We start from the raw sequence: 13,688 nt of genomic DNA on the forward strand, positions 1-13,688 counted from the left end.
GCGCCATGCAATACATTCGTTTGGGCAACTCCGGCCTGCAAGTCTCCCGCCTGTGCCTGGGCACCATGAACATGGGCACCCCGGACTGGAAACCGTGGATTTTCGATGAAAAGCAAAGCGAGCCAATCGTCGCTCACGCCCTCGATAACGGGGTGAATTTCATCGATCTGGCGGACTTCTATTCCGCTGGCGTCGGCGAGGAAGTCGTCGGGCGCATCGTCAAGCGCCTGGCCCGTCGCGAAGACCTGGTGATCACCACCAAGGTCGGCTACGGCACCCGCAACGGCATCAATGCCAGCGGTCATTCGCGCAAGCACATCATGGACAGCATCGACGCTTCGCTGAAGCGTCTGAACATGGATTACGTCGATGTGTTCATGCTGCATTACTTCGACGTGAACACCCCGGTCGAAGAAACCATGAGCGCCATGAATGACATCGTGCGCTCCGGCAAGGCCCGTTACATCGGTGTGTCGACCATGCTCACCGGGCAACTGGCGAAGATCCTCATGGCCTGCGAACGCAATGGTTGGGTCAAGCCGATCAACATGCAACTGCAACTGAACTGCGCCTACCGCGAAGAAGAGCGCGAGATGATTCCGTTCTGCCGCGATCAGGGGCTCGGTGTTTCGGTGTTCAGTCCGCTGGCCCGTGGCTTGTTGACCGGCGACGTGCAATCGACCCGCAACCAGACCGACTTCTTCACTCAGCAGATGTACAGCGACGAAGCCTCGTTCGAGATTGCCCATTCGGTACAGCGCGTGGCCCGTGCCCGTGGCGTGTCGAACGCGCAGATCGCCCAGGCCTGGGTCGCCAACCATCCGGGGGTCGATTGCATGCTGGTTGGCGCCGACACCACCGCGCAATTTGACAGTGCCTTGGCAGCCTTGGAAACCAGGCTCGACGCCGAAGAACGGCATGAGCTTGAACGCAACTACACGCCGTGCGACGTGATCAACGATTACACCGCCGGCAAACGCATCCTGCGCTCGGCCCGTCCGGCGCTGGAACGCTTCACTTTGACCGAGGCCGTGGCATGAGCGCGCTGATCCGTAACGGCAACTTCATCGATGGCCAATGGTCCAGCGGTGGTCCCACGTACCCGGTTTCGAACCCGGCCAACGGCGAACTCATCGCTGAAGTGCAGAAGGCTGGCGCAGAAGAAACCAACCTCGCGATTGCCGCCGCCAACCGCGCCTTGCCAGCCTGGCGCAAACTGACCGCCAAGGAACGCAGCCAGAAGCTCAAGCGCTGGAGCGAGCTGATGCTGAGCAATCAGAAGGACTTGGCCACCTTGCTCAGCCGCGAGCAAGGCAAACCGTTGGCCGAAGCCATGGGCGAAGTGGTCTACGCCGCGAGTTTTCTGGAGTGGTTCGCCGAAGAAGCCAAGCGTGCTTACGGCGACGTGATCCCGAGCCACAAGGCTGACGCGCGGATCATCGTGGTCAAGGAAGCCATCGGTGTGGTCGCGGCGATCACCCCGTGGAACTTCCCGCTGGCGATGGTCACCCGCAAGGTCGGCCCGGCGTTGGCGGCGGGTTGCACGATGATTCTCAAACCGTCGGAAGAAACCCCGCTGTCAGCCTTCGCCCTGGCGGTGCTGGCTGAGCAGGCGGGCATTCCGGCCGGTGTGTTCAACATCGTTTCGGGTGACGCGGTGGCGATTGGCGGGGCGCTGCAAGCCTCCGGCATCGTGCGCAAACTGTCGTTCACCGGCTCCACCCGCACCGGCAAACTGCTGATGCGTCAGGCGGCGGACACGCTGAAAAAAGTCTCGCTGGAACTGGGCGGCAATGCGCCGTTCATTGTGTTCGACGACGCCGACCTGGACGCCGCCGTCAAAGGCGCCATGGCCTCGAAGTTTCGCAACACCGGGCAGACCTGCGTTTGCGTGAATCGCTTCTTTATTCAGGACGGCGTGTACGAAGCCTTCACCGGCAAACTCGCCGAAGCGGTCGCGGCAATGCGCGTCGGCAGTGCGCTGGACGGTGAGACCGAGCAAGGTCCGCTGATCAACGCGGCGGCATTGGCCAAGGTTGAACTGCATGTCGGCGACGCTTTGGAGAAGGGCGCCCAGCTGTTGTGCGGCGGCCGTCGGCATGCCCTCGGCGGCACCTTCTATGAGCCGACCATCCTCACCGAAGCCAACAGCGACATGCTGATCGCCCAGGACGAAACCTTCGGCCCGGTGGCCGCGTGCTTCCGCTTCAAGGACGAGGCGGAAGTGTTGCAACGGGCCAACGACACGCCTTACGGGCTGTCGGCGTACTTCTACAGCCGCGACATCGGCCGCGTCTGGCGCATGGCCGAAGGCCTGGAAGCCGGCATGGTCGGGATCAACGAAGGGATCATCTCCACGGAAGTCGCGCCGTTCGGCGGCATCAAGGAATCGGGCCTCGGCCGCGAAGGCTCCAAATACGGCCTGGAAGACTACCTGGAAATCAAATACCTGTTGATGGGCGGGCTCTAACACCATCAATCCCTGTAGGAGCGAGGCTTGCCCGCGAAGGCGATTCAATATTCAACATGGATGTCGATTGACACACCGTCTTCGCGGGCAAGCCTCGCTCCTACAAGGGATAGCGCCAACGGTTTCATTTCTCCGTCAATAACAACAATTGGAGATTTACATGTCCGTACAACCGGTAAAAATCGACGACCTGCCCATCGGGCGCTTTCACCTCAAAATCGCCGGCCTGACCTTCGGCGCGCACTTCACCGACGGCTACATCCTCGGCCTGATCGGCATCGCCTTCACCCTGCTCAGCCCGCAGATGCACCTCGATGCATTCTGGCAGGGCCTGATCGGTGCCTCGGCGCTGATCGGCCTGTTCCTCGGCAGCCTGTTCTTCGGCTGGATCTCCGACAAAGTCGGCCGGCAGAAAATCTTCCTGGTCAGTTTTGTGCTGATCACCATTGCCTCGGTGATGCAGTTCTACGCCGAAACCGCCATGCAGTTGTTCCTCTGCCGGGTGCTGATCGGCATTGGCCTGGGCGGTGATTTCAGCGTCGGCCACGCGATGCTCGCCGAGTTCTCGCCGAAGAAACATCGCGGTGTGTTGCTCGGCTCGTTCAGCGTGATCTGGACCTTCGGCTACGTCGCCGCCACCTTCGTCGGCACGGCGATGCTCAGCCTCGGCGATGACGCCTGGCGCTGGATGCTGGCCTCGTCGGCAATCCCGGCGGCATTGATCCTGATCGCCCGGATCGGCACCCCGGAATCGCCACGCTGGTTGGTCAATCAAGGACGCATCGCCGAAGCCCGGGCCATTGTGAAAAAACACCTGGGAGATAACGTCGAACTCGACGAAACCCGCTCCACCGAAACCCGTTCCGGCTACGCCGTGCTGTTCAGTCGTGAATACCGCAAGCGCACGGCGTTCAATTGCCTGTTCTTCGTGTGCATCGTGATGCCGTACTTCGCGATCTACACCTTCCTGCCGTCGATCCTGCAGAAGATGGGCCTGGCGGAAGGGTTTGGTACCGAGCTGATGCTGAACCTGCTACTGATCCTCGGCGCGCTGATCGGGATCTGGTGCACGGTGAAATTCTCCCGTCGGGGCTTCTTGATCAATTCGTTCATCATCCTGGCGGTGGCGTTGTTTCTGCTGGCGGTGTTGCCGGGCAGTGCGGCGTTCCTGATGGTGTTGGTGTTTGGTCTTTTCACGCTGGTGTTGTCAGCGGTGAGCAATTTGGTCGGCGTATTCCCGGCCGAGAGTTTTCCGACCGAAGTGCGCGCCAGCGGGATTGGTCTTGCGACAGCGGTGAGTCGCTTGGGCTCGGCGGTCAGTACGTTCCTGTTGCCGGTGAGTGTGGCGGGGATCGGGTTGAGCCCGACCATGGGGATACTTGCGGCGATCCTGGCACTGGGCGCGATGATTTCCTGGGCCTGGGCCCCGGAGACCAAATCCCTGACGCTGAGCCAGGCGTGCAAGGCGCAGAGTCCGGTGGAGAGTGGGGCGCCTGTGGCCGTCAAGGTCGCAGCACCGGTTTAAAACCCACCACAAAACCAATGTGGGAGCGAGCCTGCTCGCGAAGGCGGCATTACTTTCAACATCTGTGTTGACTGATATTCCGCTTTCGCGAGCAGGCTCGCTCCCACAGGGGATATCGTTGTTTCAGGGATTACTCACCAACCCCAACCACTCCGTAAACAACCGCACCTTCGACAACCCCAATTTGTCATTCGCCACGTCCAGCCAATACCCATACGGCCCGATCACTTCTACCGGGGTGATCGGCAATAAACTGCCATTGGCCAGTTCCTTTTCGATCATCTGTCGATCAATCACCGCCAACCCGCCACCGGCCAGCGCCGTGTGGATCACTTGGTCGAGGGTGCTGAATTCCAGCCCTTGCCCGGCATCGATATCGTCACGGCCCATCGCCGCCAGCCAGTTCTCCCACACCTTCAAACGCCTGCCATCGTGCAGGATGTGCAGCAGCGGAAACTGCCGCAGGTCCGGCGGCTGACCATTGATAAACAACTCCGGGCTGGCCACCGCCATGTGGCGTTCCATCACCAGTAACTGGCTGCTGCAATGGCTGTCGGCTTCGAGGCCGAAGCGGATGTGGCAGTCGATTTCCGCGAGGTTGTCGTGGCCGGTCTGGTGGGTCACGCTCAGGCTGATGTCCGGGTAGCGCTGGCAGAATGCACGCAAGTGCGCCGACAGCCAGCGCGTGGCCCAGGTCGGTGGCGCGACGATGCGCAGGCGCTGGCGCAGGTTGGGCACGCGCACCGCTTGCAGGGCACGTTCGATGTGATCGAAGGCGTCGCTTAAATGCGGGGATAGGGCGAGGCCGGTTTCGGTCAGGGACAGGCCTTGTGGCGTGCGGATGAACAGGGCCACGCCGAGGTAATCTTCGAGCTGCTTGATCTGACGGCTGACCGCGCCTTGGGTGACGTTCAGACCCTGCGCCGCCTGGCTGAAACTGCGATGCCGGGCGACCTCTTCGAAGACTCGCAGCATGTTGAGCGAGGGCAGTTGACGCATGAAAGGGTGACTCCATACCTGACGCCGATGTGGGGCAGGTTTATTGTTTTTGGTGATGGTTTTGTAGGGCGTATCTGACTCCTGTGGCAGGGGCTGATGCAAGTGGTGTTTGGGCGATTCGCGAGCAGGCTCGCTCCCACAGGTTATGCGCTAAACCTGTAGGAGCGAGGCTTGCCCGCGAAGGCGTCCTCAAGAACGCCAAAAATCCCGGATCAGAAGTAATACCCGATGTTCATATACAACTGGTTCTCCCAGTGATCAGTCCCGCCAGCCCCCAAACTCTGGGTGTAGCTACTACCGCCGATATACGGATCATTCTTCCCATACAACCACTCCGTCGCGATCCACAGTTTGCTGAATGAAAACGAGGTCCCGAGGATCATCCGCTGCGAGGTCTTGAACTCATCGGCGGATTTGTCGAAGGCGCTGTAGTTGGCGTACAGCTTCACGCCGCTGACCAGGTCGAACAGGTATTTGCCGCTGACGTCGTAGCTCAGATCCGCCACGTACAGATTGCCGCGACTGGCGACGTTGTAAGTGCCGTCGTAACCACCGAGGGTCACCACTTCATCGGTGCCGGCGTTACGCGGCGACATCTGCTGCCGCGCCGCCTGCAACTGCACGCCCCACGGACCGTTCTTGCCCAGGTAGTGCACGGCCACGGCGTTGCGCCGGCCGTCGTTGTCGGTGTCCTTGTTCTCTAACGTTGAAGTCAGGCCGGAGATCCCGACTTCAGATTTCCAGGGTCCCAGGTCCAGGGCCTTGGCCACCCGCAGCACCACGGTGTTGCGTTCCTGGTTGTCGCTGCCGTCGCCCACGTAACTGTCGGCCCCGGACACCACGCTGGAATAGGTCACGCCTTTACTGGTGCCTTTGCCTTGCCACGCCGGACGCAGGTAGTAACCGGCCTGGATGTTCCAGTCGCCGCTTTGCTGGATGTACTTGGCGCCGACCTGTTGCACATCTTCCAGGCCGATGACGTTGCCCAGGGTTTCGTAGAAGGTGCTGCCGAAGTACGGCTGCAAGCCGAACGGCACCGTGTTGAGGCCCACTTGTACTTGCTGGTCGGGGTTGAACTTGTAGCCGGCCCAGGCGAACTTGGCGAACTGAATGTCGCCATAGTTCTTGGTGTACTGGTAAGGATAGGAGCGTCCGTAAAAACGGTATTGCGCTTCACCGATCCAGGTGTCGGAGTTGTATTTGGCGCTGAGGAACACCGTGTCGAGGCCGAACTTCTGGATGTCGCGATCCGGGTCGTAGTCCCAACGCGCGCGGATGGCGCCGCCGAGGTCGAGGTTGTCGGTGACTTGCACCGCCATGACGGGGCCCGCAAAGGTGCAGAGGAGGGCGAGGCAAGACGGACTGAGGCGCAGGGAAGCAGGGAAGTGCATGGGGCAACTCTCGGTTATTTTTATTAGAGATGCCGGCCAGTCTTGCGATCAGCGCTGCATTGAACAAACGATAAAAAATGCGCGGGAACCTTCGTCAAATGCATGTTACTGAGAAAATCCTGTAGGACAATCTGCGGCGGGCGTGGGATGCTGCGCGCCTTGTCACCCCATTGAGAGCCTTCCATGAAACGCAAAATGCCCGGCCTCAACGCGCTCAAAGCCTTCGAAGTGGCTGGCAGCACGGGCAGCTTCACCCGCGCCGCCGAACTGCTGAACGTGACCCAGAGTGCGGTCAGCCGTCAGGTCCGGCAGTTGGAAGAACAGTTGGGCGAAAATCTGCTGGAACGCCGGCATCATCACCTCGAACTGACCAGTGCTGGCCGGGTGTTGCTGCGGGCGCTGCACCAGTCTTTCGACAAGATCGAGCTGACGGTGCGCAGCATCCAGCAGAAATCCCACGCCAATCGCCTGCACATCAACGCGCCGCCGACCTTCACCAGCCGCTGGCTGATGCCGCGCCTGGGACGCCTGCGCGAGAAGCACCCGGAACTGGAGTTGAGCATTACCACCCGTCTGCAGGACAGCCTGGCGGAAACCAGCACCCTGGACTGTGCGATCCGTTTTGGCGATGGCGAATGGGATGGGCTGGACGCCTCACTGCTGATCCAGGAACGGCACATCGCGGTGTGCGCGCCGTCACTGTATTCACGGGAGTGGAGCGAGGGCGGCATCGACCTCAAGCGCCTGACGTTGCTGCATGTACTGGCCCGGGAAGACCAGCGCTACCTGACCTGGAAACACTGGTTGGATGCGGCAAAAATCAGCGGCGTCGACACCCAGGGCGGTTATGAATTTGACCTGCTGGACCTGGCGATCCGCGCCGCCACCGACGGTTTGGGCATCACCATCGCCGACTGGCACATGGTCGCCCCGGAACTGGCCAGCGGGCAGTTGACCCAAGTGCTGAACGTGCACGTGGAAGGGCATCAATCCTACTGGCTGGTGACCCGACCGGAGCAGACCCTGAATCCGCAATTGCAGGTGTTCAGCCAGTGGTTGCAGGAAGAAATCTGGCTGGCGCAACGCCAACTCGAACCGTCCACCGCCGCCAGCTAGACATCCACACCCCCTCCTGTAGGAGCTGACGAGTGCAACGAGGCTGCGATCTTTTGATTTTTTAAAAACAAGATCAAAAGATCGCAGCCTGCGGCAGCTCCTACAGGGGATTGCGTGATGCTTGGGAGTAACCTGCATTTTTTGAATGTTACCCCGCTCAATAAATCGTTTGTTCAACCCGGCCCGGATGCCAAGACTGCGGGAACTGGATAAAAACAACGATGGGCGATGCACATGCGACTCGAGCGAAACTTTGTAAACGGTCACTTCATTGAGCCTGCCAGCGAAGCGCTGATTGCAGTCTACAACCCGGCGACCGAAGCCTTGGTCGGCCACGTCTCGGCGGCCACCGGTGCTGAAGCCACCGCTGCCGTAGACGCCGCAGCCGCTGCCCAAAAGCTCTGGGGCAAACTCACCAGCATCGAACGCGCCGAGCACCTGCGCGCATTCGCCGACGCTCTGGAGGCCTGCGCCGAGAATATCGGTGCAGCGCTGGCTGCTGAATCCGGCAAGAGTGTCAGCGACGCCAGCCACGAAGCCCGCTACGCCGCACAGATCACCCGTTACCACGCCGAGTGGGCGCGGCGGATCGAAGGCGAGATCATTCCCAGCGACAGTGCCAACGAAAACCTGTTCCTGCACCGCGAACCCATCGGCGTGGTCGCGTGCCTGATTCCGTTCAACTACCCGGTCTACACCTTGCTGCGCAAAATCGCCCCGGCGTTGATTGCCGGCAACACCGTGGTGGTGCGTCCGAGCAACAACACACCAACGTCCGCGTTTGAAATCGCCAAGGCTGTGCAGCAATCCGGTTTGCCGGCTGGTGTCGTGAATATCCTGACCATGGACCACGCCACCGCCGCCGCCGTTTGCACCCACAAGGCCGTCGGCTTGATCACCCTGACCGGCAGCGTCAACGCCGGGCGCATCGTGCTCGATTACTGCAAGGCCAACATCGCGAAGCCATCGCTTGAACTGGGCGGCAAAACCCCGGCGATCATCGAAGCTGACGCCGACCTTGAAGCCGCCGCCAGCGCCATCGTCGCGTCCAAGACCACCCACTGCGGCCAGTTGTGCACGGCAGTGGAGCGGGTCTACGTGCAGGAAAGCGTCTACGACCAGTTCCTTGCGCTGCTCAAAACCAAGATCAATGCCGTGCAGTTCGGCGACCGCGCCACCGACGCCAGCCTGATGGGCCCGTTGGTCAACGCCAGTTCGCGGCAGAACATCCACGCCATGGTCGAGCGCGCCATCGCCGACGGTGCTGTACTGGAAACAGGCGGTTTTATCCCGCAAGGCCACGGTCATTTCTACCCGCCGACCTTGCTGAGCAACTGCCGCCAGGACATGGAAATCATCCAGGAAGAAATCTTCGGCCCGGTGCTGCCGGTGCTCAAGTACCGCGACATCGACGAAGCGCTGGCCATGGCCAACGATCATCAGTTCGGCCTGTCCTCGGTGCTGTACACCGAGAACTACCGCACCACGATGAAAGTCGCCAACGCCATCGAGGCCGGCGAGTTGTACGTCAATCGCACCCCGGCCGACCCGTACCAGGGCTTCCACGCCGGTTGGAAACGTTCCGGCCTGGGCGGCGATGACGGCAAGCACGGCATGCTTGAGTTCACCCAGACCCGATTGGTTGTCATGAACTACTGATCCACGTGCAGTACCTCTCTCGCTTATGTGGGAGCGGGCTTGCTCGCGAAGGCGGTGTGTCAGTCGATACATCAATGGCCTGATCCACCGCTTTCGCGAGCAAGCCCGCTCCCACAAAGGCCTGAGTACACCTGAGATATATAAAAACAATTATCAGAGCGCCCAGACCACTGGGCGCCAGAGGTCTACTCGATGTCCAAGCCTGCAACCACTGTTGCCGCTGTTCAGGATTCGAACGCGGGTTCAAAAAGCCACAGTGACAAGGGAAGTCGCTACATCCAATTGATGCTGCTGGTACTGGCCGCCGGTGCGATCTACCCGATCCTGTACCTGCGCCAGGTCTACCAGACCACCATGCTCGAAGTGTTCCAGATCAACCACAGCGAGCTGGGTTATCTGTACTCGATGCTGGGGACGATTTTCCTGCTCAGTTATTTGCCGAGCGGCTGGCTGGCGGACCGCATCGCCCCGCGTTTCCTGATCTTTTTCTCGCTGGTGGCTACTGGCGCCTTGGGGCTTTGGTACTCCACGGCGCCGTCGATGACCGGTTTGATGATCATCTTCGGTTGCTGGGGCCTGACCACCGGCCTGACGTTCTGGGCCTCGGTGCTAAAGCGCGTGAAGATGATTGCCCATCACACAGAGCAGGGCCGGTTCTTCGGCATCCTCGATGGCGGTCGCGGCCTTGTCGAAGCCTTGCTGGCCACCGTCGCGCTGGGACTGTTTGCCTTCGCGACCGAAACCCGTGGCGAGTCCGCCGCTGAAGGTTTCAAGCACGTGGTTTACCTCTACGCCTTCACCTGTATCGCCATCGGCTGCGTGCTGGTGCTGATCAAGGACCCGAAGTCGATGGACGACACCGGGGCGGTGGAGAAGGGCAAGTACAACCTGCTCAGCGACCTGGCGACGCTGGTGAAAATCCCTGAACTGTGGCTGGTCACCGCCATCGTGTTCTGCGGTTACCACATCTTTTGGGCCACCTACAGTTTCTCCGATTACTTGCAGGGCGGCGGCATGACGGCCGTCATGGCCGGCACCATCACCACCATCAAGCTGTGGATGCGCCCGATTGGCGGCATCGGCGGCGGCTGGCTCGGTGACAAATTCTCCAACATCTCGGTGCTGATCGTGGCGCTGTTCCTCGCGACGGTGGCGATGGTCGGCCTGATCGTGTTCCCGGCGCTCAACAGCATGGGCTTGCTGATCGGCACGGTGATCTTCATCGGCCTGATGACCTACGCGATTCGCGGTCTGTACTGGGCGATCCTCGACACCTGCAACATTCCGCTGCGCATCACCGGCCTGGCCATCGGTATTGTCTCGGTGGTCGGTTACCTGCCGGACGCCTTTATTCCCTTGATCAACGGCTACCTCACCGAGCATTTCCCCGGTGCCTTTGGTTACAAGCTGTATTTCGGCTACATCGCCTTCGTCGGCCTGCTCGGGACCCTCGCGGCCCTGACCTTGCGCGCCCGAATCAATCGTAAATCTTTGAAAAAAACAGGTGCCTGAGATGAAAATCGTCGCCCTTGAAACCCACATCGTCGCCGTACCGCCACCGCACATCGGCGGCATGTACTGGCTGTTCGTCAAGCTCAAGACCGATTGCGGCATCGAAGGCGTGGGCGAGATCTACGCCGCGACCTTCGGCCCCAAAGCCATGCTGCCGATCATCGAAGACGTGTTCGAACGCTACCTGCTCAACCACGACCCGCATCACATCGAGCGCTTTTTTCGCCAGGCCTATTCGAGTGGTTTCACCCAGCGTCCGGACTTGACCATGATGGGCGTGGTCAGCGGCCTGGAGATGGCCTGCTGGGACATCATCGGCAAAGCGGCGAACAAACCGGTCTACGAATTGCTCGGCGGCAAGGTCAACGAGCGCCTGCGTTCCTACACCTATCTGTACCCGGTCAACAGTAAAGGCGAGTACGACTACGACGACCCGGACCTGGCCGCCGAATGCGCCATCGAGAACATGAATAAAGGCTTCACCGCCGTGAAGTTCGACCCGGCCGGGCCTTACACCGCGTACTCCGGGCACCAGATCTCGCTGGAAGTACTGGAGCGCTGCGAAACCTTCTGCCGCAAGATCCGCGAAGCAGTGGGCGACAAGTGCGACCTGCTGTTCGGCACCCATGGGCAAATGGTGCCGTCCTCGGCGATTCGCCTGGCCAAGCGCCTGGAGAAATACGACCCGCTGTGGTTCGAAGAACCGGTGCCGCCGGGCCAGGAAGAGGCCATGGCGCAAGTCGCGGCCAAGACGTCGATCCCGATTGCTACCGGCGAACGGCTGACCACCAAGTACGAATTCTTCAAGCTGTTGCAGGCCGGCGGCGCGTCGATTTTGCAGATGAACGTCGCTCGCTGCGGCGGTCTGCTGGAAGCCAAGAAAATCGCGAGCATGGCCGAGGCCTATTACGCGCAAATCGCGCCGCATCTCTACAACGGGCCGATTGGCGCGGCGGCGAGTTTCCAGTTGGCGACCTGCACACCGAACTTCCTGATTCAGGAAAGCATCATGACCTGGGGTGGTTTTCACGCCGAAGTGCTGACCAAGCCGCTGCAATGGGAGGACGGCTACATCATCCCGTCCACCGAGCCGGGCCTTGGGGTGGAGCTGAACATGGACGTGGTGCGCCGGCATTCGCCGTACACCGGCGAGCGTTTGCACCTGCAAATGGCGCCAACCCCGGCCGACGTCAAAGACACATCGCCGGCCAGGGGCTGACGAGAGAGGGCGCAATCCCCCGTAGGAGCTGTCGAGTGTAACGAGGCTGCGATCTTTTGATTTTTTAAAAAGCAAGATCAAAAGATCGCAGCCTCGTTGCACTCGACAGCTCCTACAGGGAGAGGCGCGCAGTTTTTGTATAACGACTTACGCGGTAACCGTGCATGACATACGACTACATCATCGCTGGCGCAGGCGCCGCCGGCTGCATCCTCGCCAATCGCCTCACGGCCTCGGGCAAGTACACGGTGCTGCTGCTGGAAGCGGGCGGCAAGGACAGCTCCCTGTGGTTCAAGATCCCGGTCGGCTTCGCGAAAATGTATTACAACCCGACCTTCAACTGGATGTACTACAGCCAGCCGCAAAAGCAGCTTAACAACCGCGAAATCTACGCCCCGCGCGGCAAGGTGCAGGGCGGTTCCGGCTCGATCAACGCGATGGTCTACGTCCGTGGCCAGGCCCATGACTTCGACGACTGGGCGGCCAACGGCAACGATGGCTGGGGCTTTAAGGACGTGCTGCCGTACTTCCGCAAACTGGAAAACCACCCGCTGGGCGACAGCGAATACCACGGCGGCAGCGGCCCGATCAGCATCACCCCGATGAAAGGCCAGACCCATCCAATCTGCGACGTGTTCCTCAAGGGCTGCGACGAACTCGGTTACCCGCATAGCGACGACTTCAACGGCCCGAAATTCGAAGGCTCGGGCATCTACGACGTCAACACCAAGGATGGCCAGCGTTGCTCCAGCAGCTTCGCGCACCTGCACCCGGCGCTGAGTCGACCGAACCTGACGGTCGAGCACTACGCCCTGGTGGATCGGGTTTTGTTCGATGGCGATCGGGCGACCGGGATTTCCGTGACCCAGCACGGCGTGGTCCGTACCTTCACTGCGCGCAAGGAAGTCATTCTCTGTGCCGGGGCCGTGGACACGCCGAAGATCTTGCAATTGTCCGGCGTCGCCGATCAGGCGCTGCTGGCCAAACATCAAATCCCGCTGGTCAAGCACCTGCCGGCGGTGGGGCAGAATCTGCAGGATCACCTGTGCGCCAGCTATTACTACAAAGCCAACATCCCGACCCTCAATGATCAACTCAGTTCGCTGTTCGGCCAGTTCAAGCTCGGGCTCAAATACCTGCTGACCCGCAAGGGCGCGCTGGCGATGAGCGTCAACCAGGCCGGTGGCTTCTTCCGGGGTGATGACACCCAGGCCAATCCGAACCTGCAGTTGTACTTCAACCCGCTGTCGTACCAGATTCCGAAAAACAACAAGGCCAGCCTCAAGCCCGAGCCGTATTCAGGTTTCCTGTTGTGCTTCAACCCGTGCCGGCCCACCAGTCGCGGGCATATCGAGATCGCCTCGAAAAATCCACGGGACGCGGCGCTGATTGATCCCAACTACCTGAGCACACAAAAAGACATCGACGAGGTGATCCAGGGCAGTCGACTGATGCGCAAGATCATGCAGGCGCCGGCGCTCAAGGGCATCACCGTCGCCGAGGTGTTGCCGGGACCAGTGGTCGAAAGCGACGAACAGATGTTGCAGTACTTTCGCGAAAACAGCGGTTCGATTTATCACCTGTGCGGTTCCTGTGCGATGGGCGCGGATGACCAGCAGTCGGTGGTCGACAAACGGTTGAAGGTTCACGGAATTGACGGATTGCGCATTGTCGATGCATCGATTTTTCCCAACGTGACCAGCGGCAATACCCACGCCGCCGTGCTGATGGTGGCGGAGAAGGGCGCCGATCTGATCCTGCAGGACGCCTGATTTCAACTTGGCTTGTATCAAAAAT

Annotated in this window: 10 protein-coding genes; 8 read left to right on the forward strand and 2 right to left on the reverse strand. The window is 60.5% G+C overall.

The window, feature by feature from the left end:
* The first annotated feature begins 5 nt into the window (after positions 1 to 5).
* The 3 genes from LOY68_RS12420 (at position 6) to LOY68_RS12430 (ending at position 3,995) form a co-directional block, all read left to right on the forward strand.
* Positions 6 to 1,040 (forward strand): aldo/keto reductase, encoded by a 1,035-nt coding sequence (locus LOY68_RS12420; protein ID WP_265044869.1) that lies wholly within the window; start codon positions 6 to 8, stop codon positions 1,038 to 1,040.
* Entirely contained in the window at positions 1,037 to 2,470 is a 1,434-nt protein-coding gene (locus tag LOY68_RS12425; protein WP_265044870.1) for an NAD-dependent succinate-semialdehyde dehydrogenase, read from the forward strand. Before LOY68_RS12420 ends, LOY68_RS12425 begins: the two co-directional genes overlap by 4 nt.
* 160 nt (positions 2,471 to 2,630) lie before the next feature.
* A complete protein-coding gene (locus LOY68_RS12430; protein ID WP_265044871.1) occupies positions 2,631 to 3,995 on the forward strand; it encodes an MFS transporter in 1,365 nt (454 codons plus the stop codon).
* A 123-nt stretch (positions 3,996 to 4,118) separates the two neighbouring features.
* Here the strand turns inward: LOY68_RS12430 and LOY68_RS12435 are convergent, their stop codons facing one another.
* Positions 4,119 to 4,994 carry a LysR substrate-binding domain-containing protein gene (locus tag LOY68_RS12435; protein ID WP_265044872.1) on the reverse strand — a complete coding sequence of 292 codons (876 nt, stop codon included), beginning with the start codon at positions 4,992 to 4,994 and terminating at the stop codon, positions 4,119 to 4,121.
* Between the two features lie 212 nt (positions 4,995 to 5,206).
* A complete protein-coding gene (locus LOY68_RS12440) occupies positions 5,207 to 6,385 on the reverse strand; it encodes a hypothetical protein (protein WP_265044873.1) in 1,179 nt (392 codons plus the stop codon).
* Between the two features lie 183 nt (positions 6,386 to 6,568).
* Between LOY68_RS12440 and LOY68_RS12445 the strand changes: the two genes are divergently transcribed.
* From LOY68_RS12445 to LOY68_RS12465, 5 genes are all read left to right on the forward strand, one after another.
* Complete coding sequence (locus LOY68_RS12445; protein ID WP_265044874.1) at positions 6,569 to 7,501, forward strand: LysR substrate-binding domain-containing protein; 933 nt, start codon at positions 6,569 to 6,571, stop codon at positions 7,499 to 7,501.
* A gap of 234 nt (positions 7,502 to 7,735) precedes the next feature.
* Entirely contained in the window at positions 7,736 to 9,160 is a 1,425-nt protein-coding gene (aldA, locus tag LOY68_RS12450) for an aldehyde dehydrogenase (protein WP_265045773.1), read from the forward strand.
* Positions 9,161 to 9,352: 192 nt separating this feature from the next.
* Complete coding sequence (locus LOY68_RS12455; RefSeq protein ID WP_265044875.1) at positions 9,353 to 10,672, forward strand: MFS transporter; 1,320 nt, start codon at positions 9,353 to 9,355, stop codon at positions 10,670 to 10,672.
* Between the two features lies 1 nt (position 10,673).
* Positions 10,674 to 11,891, forward strand: coding sequence for a mandelate racemase/muconate lactonizing enzyme family protein (locus LOY68_RS12460; RefSeq protein WP_265044876.1), 1,218 nt, complete (start codon positions 10,674 to 10,676; stop codon positions 11,889 to 11,891).
* Positions 11,892 to 12,055: 164 nt separating this feature from the next.
* Positions 12,056 to 13,663: a GMC family oxidoreductase gene (locus LOY68_RS12465; RefSeq protein WP_265044877.1), complete on the forward strand. Its 1,608-nt coding sequence runs from the start codon at positions 12,056 to 12,058 to the stop codon at positions 13,661 to 13,663.
* Positions 13,664 to 13,688 lie beyond the last annotated feature (25 nt).

Origin of the sequence: Pseudomonas sp. B21-053, from assembly GCF_026016365.1 — a bacterium.
GTDB classification, from domain to species: Bacteria; Pseudomonadota; Gammaproteobacteria; order Pseudomonadales; family Pseudomonadaceae; genus Aquipseudomonas; species Aquipseudomonas nunensis.